Here is a 23,720-nt window from a genome sequence, read left to right as displayed (position 1 = left end):
GCCCCTCGTTGGGGAGGGGTGGCCCACGGACGGCGATATGCGTTCAGGCTTCCGGCGTCAAGAGCAAAGTTTTTGTCGCTGACGGGATATTCGCATCGCAGCGGCCGGTGGTGATGGCAAAAGCAAATGGCGGATCACATGACCCGCCATGGCGCTTGTCCTTGCTGATGCGAACCTCACCAGAGATCGTAACGCAGCCCGACCTTGACCTGCTGATAGTCGATGCCCTTGTGGATCGTCGGCGTGCCGACGTTGTCGATGGTCGCGTACTTCAGCCCCGGCACCGATACATATTCGTAGCCGAAATCGAGCGCGACATTCTTGCTGACCTGGTAGGCGAAGCCGGCGCCAAGCATATAGGCCATGTTGAACTGCCTTTCGCGCGTGACCGTGCCGTCATAGACGCTCGAATCAAAGCAGCTGAAGCTGGTCGTCGTAGTGTTGCCGCCGCCAACAACCGAGGTCGAGTCGTTCTCGCAGTCCCTGGCGCCCTGGGCCAGCGTGTAGGTGCTGTAGGCCAGCCCCACGCCACCGCCGAGATAAGGGGTGAAGCCGACATAGGTGCCGAGATCGACGAAGGCGCTGGCCATGACGTCATAGGCCTTGTTGCGCGTATAGTCCGAGCCGTTACAGGACCGGGTGCTGGGCCCAGACACCTGGCTGACGATGGTGCCCGAAGTGTTGTCGGTCACGGTCGTCGTCTCGGTGCCCTCGCAGGTGGTGACATACTGGTTGTCGAACTTGCTCGTCGGCAGCAGGCCAAAATTCAGCTCGCCGCGGAAGTAGTCGTTGAAGTGGTAACCCATGCCGACGGATGCGGACAGCGCGCTGACATCGGTGATGACGCCGGTTGGCGACTCCGAGAAGTCGTAGGGCTTGTTGAAGGCGTAGCCGATATCGCCGCGCAGGTACCATCCCGAGCCGACCTCGACCGGCACGTAGTCCGGCGCCTGGTCGACATAGATCGGCGGATCGTAGTCGGCCGGCAGCGCCTGCGTCACCGGCATCAGCACGATGGCGGCCAGCGCCAGCGCTATACGCGATTTGAATACCATGTCCCCGGCTCCCGAACTTGGCGCGCGCCGCAGCGCAGCACCGTTTTTCAAGGAGCATTGTTAACCATAGTGGTTAAGTGCCGGTTAAGGATAACAGACGGTTAGCGAATTGATCGCGAAGAGTTTTCGTTCGGGCAAATAGCTCAAACAGAAAACCGCCCGGCGAAAAGCCGGGCGGTTGAGGAACTCTCGGATCTCGAAGAGCTTATTTGGTGTAGATCGGCTCCGGCTCAGGCTGATAGGCCACTACCGGCGCTGCGCACCCATTGTTGCCGCCGAACTGATAGCGCAGACCGCCGCGTACCTCGTGCGTGCTTATGCCGTGGTCGAAGCCAGGACCCGAGCTAGTCGTATCAAACTCGAACATGCGGCCGCCCTGGATGTGGCTGAAGCGGTAGCCCGCGTCAAAGATGATCTTGTCGGTCAAGCAATAGGAAGCGCCCGCCATGAGCGCGTAGGCAAAACGCCAGTTGGTCGACCCGGGGTTGGTCTCGGTGGTGTTCGGATCGCGGACCGTGTCCCACTTGATACGCGCGCCGCCGATGCCGGCGCCGACATAAGGCGTGATCCCGTGATAGGTGCCGAGATCGGCATACGCGTTAGCCAGCAGAAGGAAGGCGCTCATCTTCGAAACCTCGGTCGATGTCGTGACGAGATCCGAGGTCTGGCCGTTGAAGTCTGACTTGAACCAGTAATCGGCAGTTAGATCAGTGCGGAAGTAGTCATTGACCTTATAACCGACGCCGCCGCCGAGCGAGAACCCGCCCTTTAGGTCGCCGAAATCGAAATCGTTGGTGCCGGGCGGCGGCCCGTACGTGATGTAGTCGATGCTACCCAAATTCGACCAGTGATAGTCGATATCGCCGCGGATGTACCAGCCGCCGACTTCGACCGGCTGCTCGTAGGCGACCGGCGGCGGCGCCGCTTCGACCACTGGCGGCTCCGTAAGATCGGCTGCGAGCGCTGGTGCCGCCATCCCCGCGAACAGCGCGGCAAACAATGCCATTCTTGTATTGAACATGCTGTCACCCCTAAGAAGCCTCGGGACGACACCCGCCCGAAGATGATTGACTTCGGGTTTGGATAATGAATTGCAAAGGTTAAAAGCCGTTTAACCGTACCGATTAACCACGAATCTATACAATTTTAGATAGAGTCGCATTGCGAACAGGGCCGACCGCATCGCTCGCGCACGGACAAAAAAGCCCGCCTGACGGCGGGCTTGCAGAGCTGGATTGCTTCGCGCACTCAGGCGGCGCTGCGCGTTTCCGAAATGACGCCGACGAGATCGTTGACGACAGCCTCGACCAGCTGCGGGTCGTCGCCCTCGGCCATGACGCGGATCAGCGGCTCGGTGCCGGAGGGCCGGATGACCAGCCGCCCGGCCTTGCCGAGCCGGTTGCGCGCATCCTCGATCGCCGCCTTGACCGGCGCCTCCTCGAGCGGCTTGCCACCGGCGATGCGGACATTCTTCAAGAGCTGCGGCACCGGCTCGAACTTCTTTGACAGCTCGCTGACCGGCCGGTTCTGCCGCTTGATGCAGGCCAGCACCTGCAGCGCCGACACAAGCCCGTCGCCCGTGGTCGAGAAATCCGAGAGCACGATGTGGCCGGATTGCTCGCCGCCGACATTCAATCCATGCGCGCGCATGTGCTCGACGACATAGCGGTCTCCCACCTTGGTACGGTGCAGCTGCAGCTTCATGTCGCCGAGGAAGCGTTCGAGGCCGAGGTTGGACATCACTGTCGACACGACACCGCCGCCGGCCAGACGCCCGCTCTGGTGCCAGGACTCGGCGATCAGTGCCATGATCTGGTCGCCATCGACGATGGCGCCGTTCTCGTCGACGATCACCACCCGGTCGGCGTCGCCGTCGAGCGCGATGCCGATATCGGCGCGCACTTCATGCACCTTCTTCTGCAGGCCGGCCGGATGGGTCGAGCCGCATTCCTTGTTGATGTTGAAGCCGTTGGGCTCGACATTGATGGCCACGACCTCGGCGCCGAGTTCCCAAAGTGCCTCGGGCGCCACCTTGTAGGCGGCGCCGTTGGCGCAATCGACGACGATCCTGAGGCCCGACAGCGACATTGAGCGCGGCAGCGTACGCTTGGCGAATTCGATATAGCGGTCGTGCACCCCGTCGACGCGCTTGGCGCGGCCGAGCCCGTCGGAATCAGCAAGCGCCAGCTCGATATCCTTGTCCAGCATGCCCTCGATGCGCTCCTCGATCTCGTCGGAGAGCTTATAGCCGTCGGGGCCGAACAGCTTGATGCCGTTGTCATAATACGGATTGTGCGAGGCCGAGATCATCACGCCGATGTCGGCGCGCAGCGAGCGCACCAGCATGGCGACCGCCGGCGTCGGAATGGGGCCAAGCAGGAACACGTCCATGCCGGCCGCGCACAGGCCCGACACCATCGCGTTCTCGATCATGTAGCCGGAAAGCCGCGTGTCCTTGCCGAGCACGACGCGGTGGCGATGGCTGCCGCGCTGGAACGAAAGGCCTGCCGCCATACCGACCCGCATGGCGACCTCGGCCGTCATCGGAAACTTGTTGGCGCGTCCGCGAATGCCGTCGGTGCCAAAATACTGCCCTGCCATGCGTTTCTAGATCCCCGTCGGTTTTTCAGCCGCCCGTATTGCCACAATTGAGCCGCACCCGATCATCACATTTCGTGATTATATATTACCATTCCTTAGAAAATCATTGTGCTGGGCTGGTCAAGTGATTCGACAGCCTAACATGGCCGTCCAGTCTTGCGGCAATGGACCAGGCGTTGCAGGTCCGTTGGCTGTAGATTCGCCCCGCAAACCTTGCTCAGGCGGACCAGATCGCAAGGATTCCATCACCTTATCGGGAGGAACACAGTTTGTGAGGGCGTCCGCGCTGGTAGCATCTGGCGCGGGCGGGCGTTGAGGGCTATTGGTTTCGCAAAGGGACAACCTATGGGCGACAGCAACGGAGAAAACGCCATGCTCATCCATCGACTTGCAACCTTGACGGGATTAGCCGTCGCAACCTTGTTCCTGGCGGCGCCGGCCAACGCGCTTACCATCGCCGAGTGTAGCACCAAGTATAACGCGGCAAAGGACGCCGGAACACTTAACGGCCAGACGTGGAACCAGTTCCGCAAGGCTGAATGCGGCACCGATGCCGCCGCAACCACCGACACCAAGCCCGCCAAGAAGACGGCGAAGGCAAGCGATGCGGCCAAGTCCGACTCCAAGGCGGCCGCCGCCGACGACGACAACGCGGCCAAGGGCCTGACCGCGAAGGAATGCAGCACCAAGTACCAGGCCGCAAAGGCTGCCGGCACCTTGAACGGCATGAAGTGGAACGACTTCCGCAAGAGCGAGTGCGGCGCCGGAGCCACCGCCGCAGCTGCCGACGCCAAACCCGCCAAGACCACCAAGGCGGCGGCCGCGACCGAGGAGACCGCCAAGGGCCTGACCACCAAGGAATGCAGCGCCAAGTACCAGGCCGCCAAGGCCGCCGGCACGTTGAACGGCGTCAAGTGGAACGACTTCCGCAAGGCCGAATGCGGCCCCGGCGCAACCGCCGCGGCGGAACCCGCCAAGGCAACGACCAAGGCCGCCGCCGCTGAAGGAGGCAAGGGCCTCAGCATGGCCGATTGCAGCGCCAAGTACCAGGTGGCCAAGACCGGCAACAAGCTCAACGGCATGAAGTGGAACGACTTCCGCAAGGCAGAGTGCGGCGCCGCCGCGGACGACGACGACACGGTGCCGGCTCCGACGGAGGCGACCTACACCAGCGAACCCGAGAAGCCGTCCGTTGCCGCTCCCAAGGGCGTGAAGTTCCCGACGGCGATCTCCAAGAAGTTTGCCAGCGAGACCCCGGCCAAGGGCCGCATGCACACCTGCCTCGAGCTGTACTATGCCAACAAGGACGCCAACACGCTGAACGGCCTCAAGTGGATTCAGAAGGGCGGCGGCTTCTACAGCCTGTGCAACGCCAAGCTGAAGAGCTGATTTCGCTTCGTTTACGGTTGACGAAGGCCCGCGAACCGTAAAGTTCGCGGGCCTTTTTCTTTGTTGGGCGTGTTTGAGCGAGTACGCCGCATCTGATTTGCGAGTTGGCCAGCGGATATTTCTGAGGCGTTTTTGCTGCCCCTCACCTGCCTGCCGGCTTCCTCTCCGGGGAGAGGGGCGCTCTCATCGCCGATTTCGCCAATCGCGAACGTTGCAGGAAAAGCGCCGGGGCCGCGGCCGGCCACCTTCTCCCGTCACTATACGGGGAGAAGTGCCCGGCAGGGCGATGAGGGGCAGCGCCGGCTTTTGAAAAGAGAGCGGGTCAAAAGCAAAAACGTCACGGACCAGCCGCTGCGTTTTTGGTAGGTGTTCGCTTATCATCACCCCTGCAGCTGGGCTCCATGCCGCCTTCCGGCTCCGGGCCCTTCTTGCCGCGGCCGCCGGCGCCGGCCTTGCTCGCATCTGCATCTCTCTGGAGCGATCGGTATCGTCAACCGCCACACTTCCCACCGCCAGGCTTTATAGTAGCTCGCAAAAATTCTGATTGAACATATGCAGAACAAACAGTATACAAAAAGACATCGATCTCGTTAGCAACCCGGAGGGTCTTATGTCTAGTTTGAAATTGGCCGTATTGGCTGTGACGGCATTGGTTGCGTGGGGCGTCGCCCCTGCAAGCGCACTGACGATGAAGGAATGCGGAGAGACCTATCGCGCAGCCAAGGAAGGCGGCACTCTGAACGGCATGGACTGGGCCGCTTTCCGCAAGGAGAAATGTGCGATGCCCGTTGCCGAGAGTGTCAGCACGGATACGGTCAAAACCGAGCCGCAGCCGAAAAAGGAAACCAGCGCGGCGGTCGCGCCCCCCGTAGCGCCGGCGGGCGTGACATTCCCGACCACGCTGGCCGCCGAGTTCAAGACCGAAAAGCCCGCGAAGGCGCGGATGAAGACCTGCCTGCAGGGGTACCACGGCAACAAGGAGGCAGGTACGTTGAACGGCCTTCGTTGGATCCAGAAGGGCGGCGGCTATTACAGCCTGTGCAATGCGCGGCTGAAAGCTGAATCATAAAAATCGGATACGGCGGATAAGGCGATTCCCACGCGCCAAGCCGTCATCCTCGGGCCTGTCCCGAGGATCTGCTGTCGGGCGACGGGAGCTGGAAACCGCCAACCCGGTTGCGTTGGCAGGTCCTCGGGACAGGCCCGAGGATGGCGCTTCAACGCACATCCGGCGCGTCTCCTGATTTACAACGCGTCGCGTGAAGCCGTCGGATAGGTCAAACCAAAGATTAGAGCGCTTCTGCGTTCCCTGAAACGGTGAAGCGCTCTGATCTCGACTAGCCCTGCGGCTGCGGCTCCATGCCGCCTTCGGGCTCCGGGCCCTTCTTGCGGCGGCCGCCGGTGCCGGCCTTCGGCACGGCCGAGCCACGGCTGGGCGGCGTGTCGTCGCCGAGGTCGCGCGCCGGCTTGTGGCCGGCGATCAGCTGCTTGATCTCCTCGCCGGTCAGCGTCTCGTATTCGAGCAGGCCTTGCGCCAGCGCGATCCATTCCTTCTTCTTCTTGGTCAGGATCGCCTTGGCCGTCGAATAGGCGTCGTCGATCAGCCGGCGCACCTCGGCATCGATGATCTGCGCCGTCTCTTCCGAGATGTTCTGCGTGCGCGCCACCGAATGGCCGAGGAAGACCTCTTCCTGGTTGTCGCCATAGGCGACATGGCCGAGCTTGTCGGAGAAGCCCCAGCGCGTGACCATGGCGCGCGCCAGCTTGGTCGCCTGCTCGATGTCGGAGGAGGCGCCGGAGGTGATGTTCTCCTTGCCGAACTTGAACTCCTCGGCGACGCGGCCGCCCATCATGATCGCCAGGCGCGAGATCATGTACTTGTAGCTCATCGAATAGCGGTCGCCTTCCGGCAACTGCATGACCATGCCGAGCGCGCGGCCGCGCGGGATGATCGTCGCCTTGTGCAGCGGATCCGCGGTCGGCACGTTGAGCGCGAGGATCGCGTGGCCGGCCTCGTGATAGGCGGTCAGTTCCTTCTCGGCCTGCGTCATCGCGGACGAGCGGCGCTCCGCGCCCATCATGATCTTGTCCTTGGCGTCCTCGAACTCGGCCATGGTGACGAGGCGCTTGTTGCGCCGCGCCGCCATCAGGGCGGATTCATTGACGAGGTTCATCAGGTCGGCGCCGGAGAAGCCCGGCGTGCCGCGCGCGATAACCTTGAGGTCGACATTTGGCGCCAGCGGCACGTTGCGCACATGCACCTTGAGGATCTTCTCGCGGCCGACGATGTCGGGGTTCGGCACCACCACCTGGCGGTCGAAGCGGCCGGGCCTGAGCAGCGCGGGGTCGAGCACGTCGGGCCGGTTGGTGGCGGCGATCAGGATGATGCTTTCGTTAGACTCGAAGCCGTCCATCTCGACCAGCAACTGGTTCAGCGTCTGTTCGCGCTCGTCATTGCCGCCGCCCAGCCCGGCGCCGCGATGGCGGCCGACCGCGTCGATTTCGTCGATGAAGATGATGCAGGGCGCGTTCTTCTTGGCCTGGTCGAACATGTCGCGGACACGGCTGGCGCCGACGCCGACGAACATCTCGACGAAGTCCGAGCCGGAGATGGTGAAGAACGGCACGTTGGCCTCGCCGGCGACCGAGCGGGCAAGCAGCGTCTTGCCGGTGCCGGGAGGGCCTACCAGAAGCACGCCGCGCGGGATCTTGCCGCCGAGGCGCTGGAACTTCTGCGGGTCGCGCAGGAACTCGACGATCTCTTCCAGGTCTTCCTTGGCCTCGTCGACGCCGGCGACGTCCTGGAAGGTGACGCGGCCGTGCGCCTCGGTCAGCAACTTGGCCTTCGACTTGCCGAAGCCCATGGCGCGTCCGGAGCCGGACTGCATCTGGCGCATGAAGAATATCCAGACGCCGAGGATCAGGATCATCGGCAGCCACGAGATCAGGTAGCCGAACAGCGAGTTGGAACCGTCGGATTCAGGCCGGGCGTTGATGGTGACGTTCTTGTCCTGCAACCGCGACACCAGCGACGGATCGCCGGGCGAATAGGTTTGGAAGCCGGTCGAACTGTCGGTGTAGGTGCCGGAAATGCGGGCGCCGGCGATGGTCACCGTCTTGACCCGTCCAGCCGCGACATCCTGCAGGAACTGCGAATAGGCGACCTCGCTCGAAGCGCCGCGCGTCTGCGGCGTCTGGAACAGGTTGAACAGGGCGATGAGCAGGACCGCTATGATCGCCCAGAGCGCGAGGTTGCGATAGTTCGGATTCATCTATTGTCCCGTTGGAGCCCGCGGACGGACACGCATGATCAGAGGAAGCTTGGGCCTAACATAGGGAGAGCGCCTCCCCTTGCCAAGCATAACAGCACGTGTGGGTTAAGCTTTCGCCCAATCATCAGGCGGCACTGTGGCCGCGGAAAGGCAAGGCCGGGAGCGGCGGCGCGCCGATCAGCCGGGCCACGGCGGCGGCGGGCGCAAGATCGAAGGACGGTAGGAAGCGGGCAAAAGGCGCAACGGCAGGGACGACGCCAATCTCCGTGAGAGCCGCGCCCTCACCGGGAAAACCGATGCATTCCGTCCCGCGCCACAATGCCGGCTCGGCGGCTAGCGCCGCGCGCGCAAGACTTGGTGGCGCGCCGCCCTCGGCAACAGCCCGCTTGCCCGCCGTGGCCGCGCCGAGCGGCGCGATCAACAATGCGCCTTGCCTGTTGCTCAGCGTGATGCGCCGGCGACCGTCCCAAAGGCCGTTATTCACGGCCAGCGCCGCCTCAGGCAGGCCGCGCGATTCGCGGCGGAGGTAGATGCCGGAGCGCCTGGCGTCGATCACCGTCCGCGACAATGTAGCGCAAAGCGGTCCGGCCCGAAACCGCTCGAACAGCGCTTGGCTACGGATCGCATCCGGCAGGAAGGCAACGCCCCCGACGGTCGCAAGCAGGATGCGCAGGGCATAGACGGCGGCCTCGGCATCGCCGGGTGCGGCGAAAGCAGGATCGAGACGGATGAGGCCGGGGACCGGCATGCCGGCAAGGTCGCGGATCAGCATAGCCGCGTGCCGCCCAAGCTCGTCACGACTCGCGGCGGCCTGCCCGGCCGACGCGGTCGCCTCCGCGAAACGCCGCGCGCCATCGTCACCCGCAAGAGCGGCCCGCATGCGCGGTCGCTCGAAATGCTGGTCGACATTGGTCGGATCCTCGGCCCAGCCGATGTTGTGGCGCCGCAGCACATCGCGCAGCGCCGCGCGTCGCGTGCCGAGGAATGGCCTGACGATCCAGCTTTGCCAATCATAGAGGGTGGCCGGCGCCATGCCGGCAAGCCCGCGTCCCTCGCTGCGCGCGCCCTCGTCGCTGGCCTCCTCGTCAGGTCTCCCTTCTTCACGGGCCGCTTCTTCACGCGCTTGCCGCATCAGCACCGTCTCGGCCTGGTCGTCGGCGGTGTGGCCGGTCAGGATGAGGCCGATGCCTTCTGCATGCGCCGCCTCCGCCAGCAGCCGGTAGCGCGCCTCGCGCGCGGCGGCGGGCAGGCCGGACGATGGCTTCATCCCCGACCAGACGATGGTGCGGTGCGCGATGCCGCGCTCGGCGCAGAGCCTGGCCACGCCGCGCGCTTCCGCCGCCGAGCCTGGCCGCAGATCGTGATCGATCGTCACCGCCAGCAGCCTGGTTGCGGGCGCAGTTCGGTCGAGATGGGTCTTGAGGAGGATGAGAAGGGCGGTCGAGTCGCTGCCGCCGGACACGGCCGCAATCGCGCCGTCAGATAAATCGATGTCAGAAAAAAGCCGTTCCGAAAGGTCAGGCCCGGTGTCGAGCATCACTGGGTGTCGCCTAAAAGTGGTCCCGATTTGGGGACACCGACAGGCAAGCGGAAAGCTAACACGCCGCGAGCGCCCGTTCCTGCTTGACGCGCTCCTTGAGCGCGCTGGAGATGTCGGGATAACGCTTGCCGATCTCGCCGAAAGTGGCGCAGGCCACATCGTTCTGCTTCAGCCCGACCAGCGACACGCCGAGCTTCAGGAGCATGTCGGGAGCCTTCTTGGCCTTCGGGTAGTCCTTGCTGGCGGCGAGGAAAACCTCGGCCGCGTCGCGGTATTTCTGCTGGCCGAGCAGCGATTCACCAAGCCAATAGTGGGCGTCCGCCGCCCTGGAGTCCTTGGGGAAGCGGCCGATGTGATCGCGGAAACCCTGTTCGGCGGTGCCGTAATCGCCCGACAGGATGAACTGGTAGGAGTTGCGGTAGAGCTCGTCCGGATCGTTGGTCGAAGGCAATGCGGCAACCACAGTGCCTCCGGACTTGGTGCCTTCGGCGGTTGCGGCCGGCGCCGCCGGGGCGGTGGCCTGAGTGTTTTCGTCGGCGTTCACCACATTGCCGTTCTTGTCGACGGTGATGGTGCCGAACGGCTTCGGCGGCGCGCCGGTGATTACCTTGCCGGGGTCGCCCGTCTGCGATTCCACGATGACCTCGCCGACGCTCTGGCCGCCGCCGGACGACTGGGCGCCCGCATCGGCCGGCGGCTGGGTCGCCGGGGCCGCGGCGACACTGTTGTCGGTGCCATTGTCGCTATTGCCATCGCCGCTCGGAGGCGGTGCGGCCTCCGACTTCTTCTGGCTGGCCGGCTGCTGCCCGCCTTGCGTGCCGCCCTCGAGTTGCTGGAAGCGGAACTCGTTGTCCTCCTGCTGCTTGCGGATCTGCTCCTGCATCTGCAGTATCTGGAAATTGAGTTCCTCGATCTTGCCGTTCATCTGCCTGAGTTGGTCTTCCAGGCCAGTGGCGCCGGCGCCGTCCTGCTGCGCGATCTGCTGCTGTTGCGGTTTCTTCTTGTCGCCGAAAATGCCGAGCGTCGGCAGGTGGAAGGAGAACCCGCTATCGGCAGGCTGCCCCGTGCCGGCTGCCGGGGCGGCGATGCTTGATACGAGCAGCAGCGCAAGCGTGCCGCTGAGGACCGTTCTGAAATGCATTCTTTCTCTCGCCGTGAAATTGATAGCCCGTTGCGCCCTTCCGATTCAGAGTGGGACCAAGCGCCCTCGGCTCATAGCAGGGCGCGAGACTTCGGCCAAATTTTGTTTCAGGGCGCTGGATATGAAAAAGGCGGCCATTTGGCCGCCTTTCGCATGGTGCTGTTGTATTTTTGCCAATCAGGATCCGGCGCCCGAAAGCGTGGTGACGGCGCGGCGGTTCTGCGACCAGCAGGAGATGTCGTCGCAAACGGCGACCGGGCGCTCCTTGCCGTAGGAGATCGTCTTCAGGCGCTGGGCCGAAACGCCCTTGGAGACCAGGAAGTCGCGGGTGGCGGCGGCGCGGCGGGCGCCGAGCGCCAGATTGTACTCACGCGTGCCGCGCTCGTCGGCATGGCCCTCGATGACGATGGCATACTGCTTGTACTGGTTCAGCCACTGCGCCTGGCGCGACAGCGTCGTCTGCGCGTCGGCGCGGATCGAGGACGAATCCGTGTCGAAGAAGATACGGTCGCCGATGTTGACGGTGAAATCCTGGGCGGAGCCCGGCGTCGCGGCGCCCGCGCCGTTGAGGCCGAGATCGGCCGCGCTGTTCGGGGTCTTCTTCGAGGCGCAACCCGTGATGGCGAGTGCCGCCACCAGCGCGATCATGGCCGGGTTTCTGGTAAGTGCTGCGATACGGCCCATGCCGCCTCTCCTTCGCATTCGAGTGATTTCGTTGATCACCCAGTAACCACGTTTGGGTTAACCGGCATTCAAGAAACACGGTTAAAATTTGGTATTAGGCCGCCGTCCGCGGCCGTTACGCCCACGCATTACCAAGGGCGACAATGCGCGCGGACCGTAGGCGGAAATGCGGCCAAAACGCGACCAGCCTGTGAAAAAGGGGAATTGAAGAACTGAAGAATTGGGGAATTGAGGAAAAGGATCACTTCAATCTCTCCCTCAGATTCACCAGCATTCCATAGATGTGGACGTAGGATTGCTGCCATTCGTCGCGTTGCGCTTGCGTGATGTAACCAAGATCGAACGCATACGAAATCCACTTTTCAACTTCGCTGCAGGATCCCATAGCCATCGAAATGAACCGCGCGAATTCGGGTCTGGAATGGGTCTGCTTGGCGAAGCCCTCCGCCAGATTGGCGCAAATCGCCTTGCTGGATCGACGCATTTGGTCGGCAGTGCGTATTGCTCGATTTTCGGAAAAACGAGCGTCGCTCTGTGGACGTCGAGGGAAGCTGCATAAGCACGCCTATAGACTTCCAAATCCTTGGCGCGCTTGATGTAACTGCCCTCTTTCTCCATTCTTCAATTCTTCATTTCATCAGTTCTTCAATTCTCCTTTTCGACCGCTCACTCAAGCAGCGGCGACCAGGCCGGGTCGGACGCGAAGTTCGAGGTCGGGATCGACTGCTCGTTGCGGCCGGTGAGGTCGACCGAAACCAGCTTCGGACCGCCGGCTGAGTCGCGGAAGAACATCAGCACGCGGCCGTTGGGCGCCCAAGTCGGTCCCTCCTGCTGGAAGCCGGACGACAGAATGCGCTCGCCTGAGCCGTCGGTCTTCATGACGCCGATCTGGAACTCGCCGCCGGTCTGCTTGGTGAAGGCGATGAGGTCGCCGCGCGGCGACCACACCGGCGTCGAATAGACGCCGTCGCCGAACGATATGCGGGTCTGGCCGGAGCCGTCGGCGCCCATTACGTAGATCTGCGCGCGGCCGCCGCGGTCGGAGGTGAACACCACCTGGCTGCCGTCGGGCGAATAGGACGGCGAGGTATCGATGGCGGTGGAATTGGTCAGCCTTGTGGTCGAGCGGCTCCTCAGGTCCATGGCGAAGATGTTGGAATTGCCGTCGTCGCGCAGCAGGCTCATGATCACCTTCTGGCCGTCGGGCGAGAAGCGCGGCGCGAACGTCATGCCGGGGAAGTTGCCGACCAATTCGCGCTGCCCGGTCTCGATCTGCAGTAGATAGACCTTCGGCTGGCCGCTCTCATAGGACATGTAGGTGATTTCCTGCCGGTTCGGCGAGAAGCGCGGTGTCAGCACGATCGAGCGGCCGTCGGACAGATAGCGCACGTTGGCGCCGTCCTGGTCCATGATGGCGAGCCGCTTCTTGCGCGCATTCTTGGCGCCGGATTCGTCGATGAAGACGACGCGCGTGTCGAAATAGCCCTTTTCGCCGGTAATCTTCTCATAGATCGCATCGGCGATGATATGAGCGACACGGCGCTGATTGGCGTCGTTGGCGAAAAACTGCTCGCCGGCCAGCTGCGTGTTGCCAAAAATATCCCACAGCCGGTACTGGGCGCGGATGCGGCCGTCCGCCTCCTTGTTCACGCTGCCGGTCACCAGCGCCTGCGCGTTGATGACCTTCCAGTCCTCGTAGCGCGGCGCCGCATCTGGGTTCGTGATCTTTTCGACAAAGGCGGCCTTGTCGATCGGCGCGAACAGTCCGGACCGTTTCAGATCGGCGGTTACGATCTCCGATATCTGCGCGCCAAGCTCTCCCTGAAAGTCGGGGATGGCTATCGGCATCGGCTCGACATTGCCTTTGTTGACGTTGAGCTCGAGGGTTGCTCGAGCAGGCAAGGTGGCGACAGAAATTATGCCCATCGCCATTGCGGCGACCACCAGGAGCGGCTTGAGGATGGATTTCATGTCTTCTCGCTTCTCTTGCTGATTTTTCGGGTGCTCAGGCTACAGGCCAAGCATCGCTCTCGGATCAAAGTTGACGCGAACATCGGACCATATGTCCTGCTTGCCGGCGGGCACCTGCAGCCCGGCGACATCACATTTCTGCACGGCGCGAACCGCACTGGCGTCGAACTGGGGGTTGCCGCTGGACTTTTCGACAGTCGGGCGGCCTTCCAACTTACCGGAGGCGTTCAGGTTGAAGCGAACGACCACGGTGAAATCCTCGGAACCTTCGAGGCCGACCGGGAGGGTCCAGCAATGGCCGAGCTGGTCTTCCAACGCCCCTTGTTCCGACCTTGAGAGTTTCTGGCCCTGGTCCTTTTCGCCGCCGAGCGAAGCCTGCTGGGCCGAGCGCTTGGCGCCGCCACCGGAAGGCTTCTGCTTGTCGAGCAGCGCCGTTATCTCGTCCGCGTTGAACTGCTTGTCTTCCGACTTCGGCTTCGACGACGCTTCCTTGACCGGCTTGTCGGCGTCCTTGCGGTCCGGCGCCTTGGCGCTCTCGGCCTGGGCCGGCTGCGGCTTCGGCCGCGCCTCGGGCGCCGGCGCGGAGTCTGGAAGCTGCGTCGTCTCGGTCGGCGGTTCTTGGGCAATGGCCTCAGCAACGGCGTCCGGCTTGACCTCTTCCTTCGGCTGGATGGCCGCGGTCTTGTCCGGCTGCGGCGCTGGTGTCGGCTCCTTGGCCGGCGTCGGCTTCGGTTCCACCTGCTTGACCGGCTCGGGCTTGACCTCTTCCTTCGGCTGCGGCACCGGCGCCACTTCCGTTGCCGGCGTCGGCTTCGGCGTCTCCTTCGGCTTCGGCGCGTCCTCGGGCTTCGGCTTTTCGGTCGGCGTTGGCGCCGGCGGCGGCGCCGATGTCAGGTCGACCGGCTTCGGCTTGGCCTCGTCCGTGATCGGCTTGTCGGTATCGACGCTGTTTTCGCCGACCTTCTGCGCATCGGGGACGATGTCCGGGCGCTTGGTCGGCGTCGGCGCCGGCTTGTCATGCATCACCGCCTTCTTGTCGCCCTGCAGTGTCTGCGCGATGGCCTCCATCGGCACGATGTCAACCGCCACCGACTCGACATCGGACGCAGGCATGGCAGGCGGCGACGACAGCGTGAACAGCCCGAAGGCCAGCGCCACCGTATGCAAGATCACCGATGTGGTGAGGCCCGTCCTCATCTTGCTTCTACTGATCCTGTTCCTGCAGCGAAACCAGGCCGATGTTCTTGTATCCGGCCGCAGAAATGCGGGCCATCACCTTCATGGCGGTGCCGTAGTCTGTCAGCTTGTCGCCGCGGATGAAGATGCGCTCGTCATAGCCGGTCTTGGAGATCGCCTGCAGCTTGGCCACCAGCTCCTCGATCGGGATCTCGGTTTCCTGCAGGTAGATCTGGCCGGAGGCGTTGATCGAGACGGTAATCGGCTGCGTATCGACATTCATCGCCTTGGCCTGCGTATCCGGCAGGTCGATCGGCACGCCGACCGTCAGGAGCGGCGCCGCGACCATGAAGATGATCAAAAGCACCAGCATCACGTCGACCATCGGCGTGACGTTGATTTCCGACATCAGACCGTGATGGCGGCCGCGCCGCCTGTGGCCGCGCCCGCCGCGTCCCGCCATGCCTACGGACATACCCATGATCGTACCTCAGGCCTTCTGCGCGACTTTTTCATCGATTTGCCGCGAGAGTATGGCGGAGAACTCATCCGAGAACCCTTCCATGCGCACGGCGATCTTGTTCGCGTCTGATGACAGCTTGTTGTAGGCGATGACAGCCGGGATGGCCGCGAGCAGGCCGATGGCGGTGGCGAGCAGCGCCTCGGCGATGCCGGGCGCGACCACCGACAGGCTGGTATTCTTCGAAGCGGCAATGGCCTGGAACGAGGTCATGATACCGATGACGGTCCCGAAAAGGCCGATGAAGGGCGCGGCCGAACCGGTGGTGGCGAGGAAGCCGAGCCGTCCCTCCAGCCGCTCCATCTCGCGCGTCAGCGCCAGGTCCATCGCCTTGTCTATGCGGGTCTGCAGGCCGAGCGGCGATTTCGCTCCCTTCTCGAAGCTCTTCTTCCATTCGCGCATGGCGGCGACGAAGATCGCGCCCATGCCGGTGGTCTTGCGGTCGGCGAGCGTACGGTAGAGCTCTTCCAGCGACTGGCCCGACCAGAACACCTGCTCGAAGCGGTTCAGCGCCAGCCGCATGCGGCCATAGGCGACGAGCTTGTCGACGATGATCGCCCAGGTCCAGATCGAGGCGCAGAGCAGGCCGATCATGACCAGCTTGACGACCCAGCTGGCCTGCATGAACAGCGCCCAAATCGATAAATGCGCGCCCGGTTCGGCGAGTGCGATGTTTTCCATGGTTACGTCCTTAGATTTTCCGGGCGTCGCTGGCGGCTGGGCCCATGGGCATCCCTTGTGGTCCGTTCGCGCGAGCTTGAAGCTTGCGGGATCACCCCGAATGCACCGTTTCGCGGCCTTTTCGGGGCAAATATTGGTGAAAGGAAGGCGTTCGGATTCCGCCAATCTTCACCAATCTCTTCATGAACCGTTATGGTTAAGGATGGGTTATGATATGAAGCGCGGCGCATTGCCGCGCCCCATATCGCAGGGTCGCTGCTCGCATCTGTCGATCAAATGGCTGCGGAGGTCGCCGAGGGCCGAAATATCAGTCGCTTGCCTTTGGCATAAACGCTGCGACCCACTCCCTCGGAAAGCGCCTCGGCCGGCCGTTCTCGCCGATGATCGCCGCCTCGACCTTCGCCTCGACCAGCACCTCGTCGCCGCGCTTCAGCTGCTGCGCCATGAAGATGCGGGCGCCGGAAATATCCTCGGTGCGCGTCTCGATGGTCAGGATGTCGTCCATGCGGGCGGGACTCTTGAAGTCTATCTCCATGCGCCTGACCACCCAGACGATGCGCTCGCCATGCTTGCCATCGGCAAGCTCGGTGTGATGGACGCCGGCGAGCCTCAGATAATCGGAGCGGCCGCGCTCGAAGAATTCGAGATAGCGGGCGTGGTAGACGACGCCGGAGAAATCGGTATCGGCATAGTAGACCCGCGCCATCAGCCGATGGCCGAATTCCGTCAGCGCGCCGGAAAGCCCCGCGCCGAGCGCCGCCGATTCACCATGATCGTCCATCGCGCTTTCCTTTTCTGGCCCGAGCAGGCAGGTGTTGCGGCGCTGGAACCGGATGGCACTGTTGGGCGCGATGATCAAGACCTTGATGGCGGCACTGCTGGCGCTTGGGGCTTTGGCATTGCCCGCCTATGCCGCGACGTTCTCGATGAAGCGCGGCCTCAATCTCGACCAGTGGACGACCTGGACCGGCGAGGAGAAATGGAACGACCCGAACGCCATCCTGCCCTATCCGGAATGGCGAAAGTTCCTCAAGGAGGATGACCTCAAGGCGCTCAAAGATGCCGGCTTCGATTTCCTGCGCATGCCGGTCGACCCCTCCCCCTTCCTGTCCGAAGAGACACTTGCGCTGCGCGACGACCTCTACGCCAGCGTGCTGGACTCGGCGCGCATGATCAACCGCGCCGGGCTGAAGGTGATCGTTGACATGCATCTGATCCCCGCCGGCGGCAACCGCAAGATTGGCATGGGGCAGGTGATGGACGACCCCGGGACCTTCGACGCCTATGTCGATATGGTGCGCAAGATGGCGCGCACGCTGTCAAACGAGGATCCGGGCCAGGTCGCTTTCGAGCCGATGAACGAGCCGATCGTCGACTGCGACGGCGACGGCACAAATCTCTGGCCGGAGCGCCAGAAGAAGCTATTCGCGGCGGCGCGCTCCTCGGCCACCAGGTTGACGCTGATCCTCACCGGCGCCTGCTATTCCAACGCCGCGTCGCTGGCCAGGATCGACCCGAAGCTGATCGCCGACGACAACATCATCTGGTCCTTCCATTCCTACGATCCGTTCCTGCTCACCCATCAGGGCGCGACCTGGGCCGGCGACTTCATCCGCTATGTCACCGGCCTGCCCTTTCCGCTGACAGCCGTGCCGCAGGGGCAGCTCGATGTGGCGCTGGACACGATCCGCGCCCGGATCAAGGCCGAGGCGCCATGGACGCGCCGGAGCGGCATGCTTGCCTATCTCGACGAGCAGGTCGCCAGCATGGACAGCGACGACAAGCTGCTCGGCATCATGGATGCGCCGTTCAAGACGGTCGAAGCGTGGGCGAAAGCCAACGGGATAAGACCGGAAAACATCACGCTCGGCGAATTCGGGATGATCCGCCAGGAATACGGCAACGCCTATGTGATGCCCGCCGAATACCGCGCCGCCTATGTCAGTCAGATGATTGGGCGCGCCGAGGCGCACGGCTTCTCCTGGTCGGTGTGGGGCTATGGCGGTGCCTTCGGCATTGTCGACGCTTTCGACGGCGACAAGGCCGAGCCTGACATAATGAACGCGATCAGGTCGCTTCACTGAAGCGGGCGGTTCAGGCGGACCCGAGATCGATCTGCAGGATTTCCGGGCGCATGCCAAAACGCACCGGCATGATGCTGAAGCCGAGTCCGCCGGACACAATCAGGTTTCGATCGTTTTCGACGACATGGCCATAGGCGTAGCGATTGCCGTAGCGCGAAGGCACGACCGGCGAATAGCCGAACAGCCGCACCTGCCCGCCATGGGTGTGGCCGGACAGCGTCAGCGAAACCCGCCACGGCACTTTCGGGAAGATATCAGGCTCATGGGCGAGCAGGATTGTGGGAGCGCTATCGCTCACCTTGGCCAGCGTGCCATCGAGGTCGTCGAGGCCCCTGGGCTCGTCGCGGCCGTCGCCCGGCAGCAACGCTAGCTGGTCCGCGAGGCCTGCCAGCCAGAAGCCGTGTCCGTCCTTTTCCAGGCGCAAGGCATCGTTTTCCAGCACCGTGATGCCGGCGCCCTCGAGTGCCTTGCGCGCCTCGGTTGGTCCGGCCCCCGCCCTTTGCGCAACAGGATCGTGCCACCAGTCGTGATTGCCGAGGATCGCCTTGACGCCGAGCGGCGCTTTCAGGCCGGACAGGGCCGAGGCCCATTCCGAAGCGGGCACCTCGTCCGTTACCAGGCGCATGCCGGCGACATAGTCGCCGAGCAGGACGATGAGATCCGGACGCAAGGCGTTTGCCTCGGCGGCAAGCGAGGCGATCCGCTCCGGCGTCATCCAGGGACGGCAGGCATGGATGTCGGCGAGCGCAACGACACGCAGCTTGAGGCCCGCCGGCCAGTGCGGTGGCATCAGCGAATAGCGCTTCACATGTGTCAGAAGCATCGGCTCGATGCCGACCGCATAGGCGCTGAGCGACACCATCGACAGGAACGAGCCGCCGATGAGGCGCAGGAAGCCACGTCTGGTGATCATAGGTCCGCCCGGCCCTTGGTATGGCAATTGCGTCAAGCTAGAGGCGGCAATTGCGTCTTCAGCTTGGCCGCGGCGAGCAGATTTTGCGCAGACAGGCCGTTCCCCGCGCAAGTGGGGAACAAATCTGCGTTACTCCTCCTGGAACAGGCTGATCTGCTGCTGCGCCAGATCCTTTGGCGCGTCGAGGCCGAGATGGCGCCAGGCATTGGCGGTCAGCACGCGCCCGCGCGGCGTACGCTGGATGAAGCCCTGCTGGATCAGATAAGGTTCGATGATGTCCTCGATGGCGTCGCGCGGCTCGGAGAGCCCAGCCGCGATTGTCTCGATGCCGACCGGGCCGCCGCCGAAGTTGCGGGCAATCATCGACAGGTATCGGCGGTCGAGCGCGTCGAGACCGAGCCCGTCGACCTCCAGCCTGGTTAGCGCCTCATCGGCGATGCGGCGGTCGACATGGCCATCGCCGGCAACGCTGGCGAAATCGCGCACCCGGCGCAGCAGCCGGCCGGCGATGCGCGGCGTGCCGCGCGCCCGCCTGGCGATCTCCAGCGCGCCATCGTCGCCGAGCGGCATCGAAAGGATGCGCGCGCCACGGCGCACGATCTGCTCCAGCTCCTCGACCGTGTAGAAATTGAGCCGCACCGGAATGCCGAAACGGTCGCGCAACGGATTGGTCAAAAGCCCGAGCCGTGTGGTGGCGGCGACCAACGTGAAACGGGCGAGGTCGATTTTGACCGAACGCGCGGCCGGTCCCTCGCCGATGATCAGGTCGAGCTGGAAATCCTCCATTGCCGGATAGAGGATTTCCTCCACCGCCGGATTGAGGCGATGGATCTCGTCGATGAACAGCACGTCACGGTCTTCGAGATTGGTGAGAAGCGCGGCGAGATCGCCGGCCTTGGCGATGACCGGCCCCGACGTTGAGCGGAAGTTGACGCCGAGCTCGCGCGCCATGATCTGCGCCAGCGTCGTCTTGCCGAGGCCAGGCGGTCCGACGAACAGCACATGGTCGAGCGCCTCGCCGCGTCCCTTGGCGGCGTCGACGAAGACCTTGAGATTGGCCCTGACCGCCGCCTGGCCGACGAACTCGTCGAGCGACTGCGGCCGCAAGCTCTGGTCGGCATCCTCGCCGCGCTTGTCGGGAGCAATGAGGCGGTCGTTCACAAATCCATCCTCGTCCTTGCTGGGGGCATCGCCAAAGGTATCTCATTAACCCACTTCGACGGTCATAGCAGGAGACTTCCATGACATGCCGTAGAGATCACGAATGCTCTCGAGCCGCGACTCATCGTAGCTGGCCCACAGTAGTTGTTTCCTAAGCACTTCGCTGCCGTCTTTTCCATCGAACATGGCAAAAGCCGCCCCCTGGAGTCTCTTATCGAGATTGGAGCTGACTGCCGCTGCGAATTCCTTCCGCTCCCGGCCCGAGTGCCCGGTAACAAAAGCGGCAAGATCGCCAAGGTGTCTGTTGAGCCCGTTGACCACCACAGACTGATAGGCCTTCAGTTCCTCGGCAAGGTCAGCCGCGAGCAGCGGGACCACGTCGTCCACAGCACCCTCTGCTACCCATGCGAGGATGTTTTTTCATGAGCAAGGCCAGACAGCGCCTTATGCCGCAATGCGTAGAATGCGGTCTTGAGCTTGAACCTCTGACCGTCATCGAAAGCAATGACATAGCCTTCGATACCCTCTTGGCTTCGGGCAATCGTAACGAAATCCCTTGTCGAGCTCGTCATCTGAACCGACTGGATCAGCGGCACGTCGAATTCGGCGGCCAGCGATTGAAGCTCCTGATAGGTAGAATAGAGACCGGTCCGGTTGTCGCGTGCGGCCAGAAGCGTCAGCGACGGCCGATTATACGCGATGACGACCCTGTTTTCGGGGGACGTGAACTCAAAAAGCACCGTCATGCCTGCATCGACGGCCCATTTCGAAAGCTTGCGAATATTCTCACCAGCGTGCGCCAACGCGGCGGTCGATTGTGCCGTGACGCCCATCCGAGTCATGAACACGAGTTCATCACGAACGACACACGGATGAACCATCGAGCCATCGAGCTTCGACAAAACGACATGCGGCACCGTCCAGTCGACGTCTTCCGGGCGCTGTCTCTCACCAAGGTTGAAAAATTTGTGAAACGGGCGGGCAATGAGGCGCCCGTCCTTGGCGAACTTCAAGCCACGGCATTCGAGCGTCATCGGGCTGCGAAAAGTATCGTCGCCCACAAATCCATAGTCGATGACATCATAGTCATCGAAGCGGGTCAGAAAGAAGCCGATGTTGCCCTGAATGTGCGGCAGAACATCGCTTACGGTTTCGATTACCGGGAACATTACCCGCTCCAAATAAAAAGGCCGCTCCAAATGAAGCGGCCTGACGAGTGGATTGCTGTATGAAGCTATCTTCGACAATGCCGCAGGCGCGCGCGACGTTCAGACTCGGCCAGAACCGATCCTGAATTCCCTTCGATATTGGTCGCGAAATGGCGCATGTCGATTACTCATGCAAAAACGGACCGCACTAGAAAACCAAACCACTCTGGAAGTCAATCCAGCCACTGAGTTTCATAGGCTCACCGCGCCAGTTCCTTCAGCCCGAAACGGATCAACTTCGAGGCGTCGGCGCCTTCGCCCGCCGCCTTCAGCGCCGCCGAAACCGCGTTGGCCGCGATGTCGCGCGAATAGCCGAGATTGACCAGCGCCGAGACGGCGTCGGTGATCGGCGCCGGCGCCACGCCCTCGCCGAGCTCCTGCTTCAGCCCGATCGTGCCCGAGGCGGCGCCCGCATAGGCCGGCGCCTTGGCCTTCAATTCGGTGACGATGCGCTCGGCCACCTTCTTGCCGACACCCGGCGCGCGCGACACCATGGCGATGTCGCGCAAGGCGATCGCGTTGGCGAGGTCGGCCGGCGCCAGCGTCGAGAGGATGGCCAGCGCCACCTTGGCGCCGACGCCCTGCACATTGTTCATCAGGAGCCGAAACCATTCGCGCTCAAGCGCCGACTGGAAACCGTAGAGCCGGATCATGTCCTCGCGCACATAGGTCTCGATGAACAGCACCACCGCCTCGCCGGGCGACGGCAGGGAGGCCAGCGTGCGCGCCGAGCAATGGGCGACATAACCGACGCCATGCACGTCGACGAGGCAGAAATCCTCGTCGATCTCGTCCAGCGTGCCCTTCAGTTTGCCTATCATCGCTGTCCCCTTACGCCAGCGCTGCAATCCGGTAGGCGGCGCTTTGCCGGTGATGCGCGTGGCAGATGGCGATGGCAAGCGCATCGGCTGCGTCATCGGTGTCGAACACCGCTTTCGGCATCAGCACCTTGACCATCATGTGGATCTGCTTCTTGTCGCCGTGGCCGACGCCGATCACCGCTTTCTTGACGGCGTTGGGGGCATATTCGGCGACCACCAGCCCGGCGCGCGCCGGCACCAGCATGGCGATGCCGCGCGCCTGGCCGAGCTTCAGCGTCGCCGTCGCATCCTTGTTGACGAAGGTCTGCTCGACCGCGGCCTCATGCGGCATAGCTTGATGCAGCACCTCGACCAACCCATCATGCAGTTGGCAGAGCCTGATCGCGAGCGCCGCCTTGTCGTCGGAACGCACCGTGCCGGAGCCGACGAAGCGCAACGAATTGCCGAGGCTCTCGACGATGCCCCAGCCGGTGCGCCTCAGCCCCGGATCGATGCCGATGATGCGAATCGCTTCCCCCATGCGCCGAGTCTACCTCCAACGCAGGGCGATGCCAGCAAAATGTGAACAAACCAGAAACGGCTCAGGCAGGGACAGGCAGCTTCAGAATTTGGTCTGATGAGCCATATTGCGTTGCTTTCGAGAACCGGAGCGAAGCGTACTCAAGTGCAGTGAGCTGCGCGCAAAATCAAGAAGCGCTACAGCGTCCTTTGCGCGTCCGAAAGGACGCGCGGCGCTGTAGGGAAGCGCAGAAAACGGCGCTGGATGGCCATCAGAGCGAATTATCAAGCTGCCGGATCAGCCGCGGGCGAAGGCCGTGTTCAGCAGGCTGATCTGGTCGGAGACCGGATTGACGCGGCGGGCGGCTGGCGGCATGTCGGCCAGCGCACTGCCGTAGATCTCCTCGTCCATGCGGCGTACCAGCGCCTGCAGGCGCAGCGAGCGGGTGACGAGGTCGAGAAATTCCTTCGGCAGTTCGTTCCAGCCGATCGCCTCGTCATGCGCGGACGCGGTGTCGAGCCGTACCTTGGACTTTTCCGAGGCGACCTGGTCGCGGGTCATCTCGCCGGAATTGGCGGCGCGCTGCAGCAGCAGCCAGGAGGCAACCTGCATCAGCCTGGTGGTCAGCCGCATCGATTCGGCCGCATAGAGCGTCGCAGCCGTCCGCGACAACTTCTTGGCCTCGGCCCGGCCCTTGCCGTCGAGATATTCGGCGGCCTGTTCGACGAGGCCCATGCCCTCCTGATAGAGCGGCTTGAAGGATTGGGAGAAAACCCGGCGCTCCGCCAATTTGATGGTTTTCGCGCTTCCCTTGGAAGGCTCGTTCATCGCTACGCCCCTGCACTGCCGCAAGCCGAATCGGCATTCTTGCCGTAACGCCCTGCACCCTAAAACGACTGAGCTTGAAAATGCGCTTCGCCGCCGGTGAAGGCAAGCACATGTTTAACGAAGGGTTAACGGCCCGGCCGACGGTTCCCGCGGACAAAAAAAGAGCCGCGGATAAG

Annotated in this window: 23 protein-coding genes; 3 read left to right on the top strand and 20 right to left on the bottom strand. The window is 63.2% G+C overall.

From position 1 onward, the window contains the following. Positions 1–176: 176 nt before the first annotated feature. From EJ073_RS24685 to glmM, 3 genes are all read right to left on the bottom strand, one after another. Positions 177–1,055, bottom strand: coding sequence for an outer membrane beta-barrel protein (locus EJ073_RS24685; protein ID WP_126057885.1), 879 nt, complete (start codon positions 1,053–1,055; stop codon positions 177–179). 205 nt (positions 1,056–1,260) lie between these two features. Further along, positions 1,261–2,076: an outer membrane protein gene (locus tag EJ073_RS24680; protein WP_126057884.1), complete on the bottom strand. Its 816-nt coding sequence runs from the start codon at positions 2,074–2,076 to the stop codon at positions 1,261–1,263. Between the two features lie 227 nt (positions 2,077–2,303). After that, entirely contained in the window at positions 2,304–3,656 is a 1,353-nt protein-coding gene (gene glmM / locus EJ073_RS24675) for a phosphoglucosamine mutase (RefSeq protein WP_126057883.1), read from the bottom strand. Between the two features lie 372 nt (positions 3,657–4,028). Between glmM and EJ073_RS24670 the strand changes: the two genes are divergently transcribed. Together EJ073_RS24670 and EJ073_RS24665 are read left to right on the top strand one after the other, a co-directional pair. Beyond that, positions 4,029–5,045 (top strand): hypothetical protein, encoded by a 1,017-nt coding sequence (locus EJ073_RS24670; RefSeq protein ID WP_126057882.1) that lies wholly within the window; start codon positions 4,029–4,031, stop codon positions 5,043–5,045. A gap of 610 nt (positions 5,046–5,655) precedes the next feature. Next, positions 5,656–6,114, top strand: a complete 459-nt coding sequence (locus EJ073_RS24665; RefSeq protein ID WP_126057881.1) for a hypothetical protein — start codon at positions 5,656–5,658, stop codon at positions 6,112–6,114. Between the two features lie 268 nt (positions 6,115–6,382). On the opposite strand, the gene ftsH is transcribed toward EJ073_RS24665, so the two are convergent. The 10 genes from ftsH to ybgC form a co-directional block, all read right to left on the bottom strand. Then, positions 6,383–8,317, bottom strand: coding sequence for an ATP-dependent zinc metalloprotease FtsH (ftsH, locus tag EJ073_RS24660; RefSeq protein WP_126057880.1), 1,935 nt, complete (start codon positions 8,315–8,317; stop codon positions 6,383–6,385). 124 nt (positions 8,318–8,441) lie between these two features. Then, positions 8,442–9,854, bottom strand: a complete 1,413-nt coding sequence (gene tilS, locus EJ073_RS24655) for a tRNA lysidine(34) synthetase TilS (RefSeq protein WP_126059329.1) — start codon at positions 9,852–9,854, stop codon at positions 8,442–8,444. Positions 9,855–9,912: 58 nt separating this feature from the next. Continuing rightward, the gene (gene ybgF / locus EJ073_RS24650; RefSeq protein ID WP_126057879.1) at positions 9,913–10,998 is read right to left on the bottom strand and encodes a tol-pal system protein YbgF; all 1,086 of its coding nucleotides are present in this window, start codon (positions 10,996–10,998) and stop codon (positions 9,913–9,915) included. Between the two features lie 177 nt (positions 10,999–11,175). After that, complete coding sequence (gene pal / locus EJ073_RS24645) at positions 11,176–11,682, bottom strand: peptidoglycan-associated lipoprotein Pal (protein WP_126057878.1); 507 nt, start codon at positions 11,680–11,682, stop codon at positions 11,176–11,178. Between the two features lie 241 nt (positions 11,683–11,923). Then, complete coding sequence (locus tag EJ073_RS32570) at positions 11,924–12,166, bottom strand: four helix bundle protein (protein ID WP_245455345.1); 243 nt, start codon at positions 12,164–12,166, stop codon at positions 11,924–11,926. A gap of 182 nt (positions 12,167–12,348) precedes the next feature. Further along, complete coding sequence (gene tolB, locus EJ073_RS24635; protein WP_126057877.1) at positions 12,349–13,653, bottom strand: Tol-Pal system beta propeller repeat protein TolB; 1,305 nt, start codon at positions 13,651–13,653, stop codon at positions 12,349–12,351. A 39-nt stretch (positions 13,654–13,692) separates the two neighbouring features. Then, a complete protein-coding gene (locus EJ073_RS24630) occupies positions 13,693–14,850 on the bottom strand; it encodes an energy transducer TonB (protein ID WP_126057876.1) in 1,158 nt (385 codons plus the stop codon). A 7-nt stretch (positions 14,851–14,857) separates the two neighbouring features. Continuing rightward, the gene (gene tolR, locus EJ073_RS24625) at positions 14,858–15,310 is read right to left on the bottom strand and encodes a protein TolR (RefSeq protein WP_126057875.1); all 453 of its coding nucleotides are present in this window, start codon (positions 15,308–15,310) and stop codon (positions 14,858–14,860) included. Between the two features lie 9 nt (positions 15,311–15,319). Beyond that, positions 15,320–16,030, bottom strand: a complete 711-nt coding sequence (gene tolQ, locus EJ073_RS24620) for a protein TolQ (RefSeq protein WP_126057874.1) — start codon at positions 16,028–16,030, stop codon at positions 15,320–15,322. 307 nt (positions 16,031–16,337) lie between these two features. Next, the gene (gene ybgC / locus EJ073_RS24615; RefSeq protein WP_126057873.1) at positions 16,338–16,811 is read right to left on the bottom strand and encodes a tol-pal system-associated acyl-CoA thioesterase; all 474 of its coding nucleotides are present in this window, start codon (positions 16,809–16,811) and stop codon (positions 16,338–16,340) included. A gap of 52 nt (positions 16,812–16,863) precedes the next feature. On the opposite strand from ybgC, the gene EJ073_RS24610 reads away from it, so the two are divergent. Continuing rightward, positions 16,864–18,114, top strand: a complete 1,251-nt coding sequence (locus EJ073_RS24610) for a cellulase family glycosylhydrolase (RefSeq protein WP_126057872.1) — start codon at positions 16,864–16,866, stop codon at positions 18,112–18,114. A 10-nt stretch (positions 18,115–18,124) separates the two neighbouring features. Here the strand turns inward: EJ073_RS24610 and EJ073_RS24605 are convergent, their stop codons facing one another. The 7 genes from EJ073_RS24605 to EJ073_RS24575 all read right to left on the bottom strand — a co-directional run bounded on the left by EJ073_RS24605 (position 18,125) and on the right by EJ073_RS24575 (position 23,544). Continuing rightward, on the bottom strand, positions 18,125–19,027 hold the full coding sequence (locus tag EJ073_RS24605; protein ID WP_126057871.1) for a metallophosphoesterase: 903 nt from the start codon (positions 19,025–19,027) through the stop codon (positions 18,125–18,127). Positions 19,028–19,156: 129 nt separating this feature from the next. Further along, positions 19,157–20,188: a Holliday junction branch migration DNA helicase RuvB gene (gene ruvB / locus EJ073_RS24600; RefSeq protein ID WP_126057870.1), complete on the bottom strand. Its 1,032-nt coding sequence runs from the start codon at positions 20,186–20,188 to the stop codon at positions 19,157–19,159. Between the two features lie 45 nt (positions 20,189–20,233). Next, complete coding sequence (locus EJ073_RS24595) at positions 20,234–20,575, bottom strand: hypothetical protein (RefSeq protein WP_126057869.1); 342 nt, start codon at positions 20,573–20,575, stop codon at positions 20,234–20,236. 11 nt (positions 20,576–20,586) lie between these two features. Further along, positions 20,587–21,357: an RNA ligase gene (locus EJ073_RS24590; protein ID WP_126057868.1), complete on the bottom strand. Its 771-nt coding sequence runs from the start codon at positions 21,355–21,357 to the stop codon at positions 20,587–20,589. A gap of 239 nt (positions 21,358–21,596) precedes the next feature. Then, positions 21,597–22,217: a Holliday junction branch migration protein RuvA gene (ruvA, locus tag EJ073_RS24585; protein ID WP_126057867.1), complete on the bottom strand. Its 621-nt coding sequence runs from the start codon at positions 22,215–22,217 to the stop codon at positions 21,597–21,599. Between the two features lie 10 nt (positions 22,218–22,227). Continuing rightward, on the bottom strand, positions 22,228–22,737 hold the full coding sequence (gene ruvC / locus EJ073_RS24580) for a crossover junction endodeoxyribonuclease RuvC (protein WP_126057866.1): 510 nt from the start codon (positions 22,735–22,737) through the stop codon (positions 22,228–22,230). Positions 22,738–23,013: 276 nt separating this feature from the next. Beyond that, positions 23,014–23,544, bottom strand: a complete 531-nt coding sequence (locus tag EJ073_RS24575) for a DUF1465 family protein (RefSeq protein ID WP_126057865.1) — start codon at positions 23,542–23,544, stop codon at positions 23,014–23,016. Positions 23,545–23,720 lie beyond the last annotated feature (176 nt).

This window comes from Mesorhizobium sp. M4B.F.Ca.ET.058.02.1.1, assembly GCF_003952505.1.
Lineage (GTDB): Bacteria > Pseudomonadota > Alphaproteobacteria > Rhizobiales > Rhizobiaceae > Mesorhizobium.
This window is presented reverse-complemented; position numbering and strand designations above follow the sequence as displayed.

Bases quoted from the DNA above. Each gene is read 5' to 3' on its own strand.
- EJ073_RS24630 (WP_126057876.1), bottom strand. From the start codon at position 14,850: ATGAGGACGGGCCTCACCACATCGGTGATCTTGCATACGGTGGCGCTG.
- EJ073_RS24575 (WP_126057865.1), bottom strand. From the start codon at position 23,544: ATGAACGAGCCTTCCAAGGGAAGCGCGAAAACCATCAAATTGGCGGAG.
- EJ073_RS24670 (WP_126057882.1), top strand. From the start codon at position 4,029: ATGCTCATCCATCGACTTGCAACCTTGACGGGATTAGCCGTCGCAACC.
- ybgC (WP_126057873.1), bottom strand. From the start codon at position 16,811: ATGGACGATCATGGTGAATCGGCGGCGCTCGGCGCGGGGCTTTCCGGC.
- EJ073_RS24605 (WP_126057871.1), bottom strand. From the start codon at position 19,027: ATGATCACCAGACGTGGCTTCCTGCGCCTCATCGGCGGCTCGTTCCTG.
- EJ073_RS24610 (WP_126057872.1), top strand. From the start codon at position 16,864: ATGGCACTGTTGGGCGCGATGATCAAGACCTTGATGGCGGCACTGCTG.
- ruvA (WP_126057867.1), bottom strand. From the start codon at position 22,217: ATGATAGGCAAACTGAAGGGCACGCTGGACGAGATCGACGAGGATTTC.
- EJ073_RS24665 (WP_126057881.1), top strand. From the start codon at position 5,656: ATGTCTAGTTTGAAATTGGCCGTATTGGCTGTGACGGCATTGGTTGCG.
- tilS (WP_126059329.1), bottom strand. From the start codon at position 9,854: ATGCTCGACACCGGGCCTGACCTTTCGGAACGGCTTTTTTCTGACATC.
- ftsH (WP_126057880.1), bottom strand. From the start codon at position 8,317: ATGAATCCGAACTATCGCAACCTCGCGCTCTGGGCGATCATAGCGGTC.
- EJ073_RS24685 (WP_126057885.1), bottom strand. From the start codon at position 1,055: ATGGTATTCAAATCGCGTATAGCGCTGGCGCTGGCCGCCATCGTGCTG.
- EJ073_RS32570 (WP_245455345.1), bottom strand. From the start codon at position 12,166: ATGCGTCGATCCAGCAAGGCGATTTGCGCCAATCTGGCGGAGGGCTTC.
- ruvC (WP_126057866.1), bottom strand. From the start codon at position 22,737: ATGGGGGAAGCGATTCGCATCATCGGCATCGATCCGGGGCTGAGGCGC.
- EJ073_RS24590 (WP_126057868.1), bottom strand. From the start codon at position 21,357: ATGTTCCCGGTAATCGAAACCGTAAGCGATGTTCTGCCGCACATTCAG.
- tolQ (WP_126057874.1), bottom strand. From the start codon at position 16,030: ATGGAAAACATCGCACTCGCCGAACCGGGCGCGCATTTATCGATTTGG.
- pal (WP_126057878.1), bottom strand. From the start codon at position 11,682: ATGGGCCGTATCGCAGCACTTACCAGAAACCCGGCCATGATCGCGCTG.
- ybgF (WP_126057879.1), bottom strand. From the start codon at position 10,998: ATGCATTTCAGAACGGTCCTCAGCGGCACGCTTGCGCTGCTGCTCGTA.
- tolB (WP_126057877.1), bottom strand. From the start codon at position 13,653: ATGAAATCCATCCTCAAGCCGCTCCTGGTGGTCGCCGCAATGGCGATG.
- EJ073_RS24680 (WP_126057884.1), bottom strand. From the start codon at position 2,076: ATGTTCAATACAAGAATGGCATTGTTTGCCGCGCTGTTCGCGGGGATG.
- tolR (WP_126057875.1), bottom strand. From the start codon at position 15,310: ATGGGTATGTCCGTAGGCATGGCGGGACGCGGCGGGCGCGGCCACAGG.
- glmM (WP_126057883.1), bottom strand. From the start codon at position 3,656: ATGGCAGGGCAGTATTTTGGCACCGACGGCATTCGCGGACGCGCCAAC.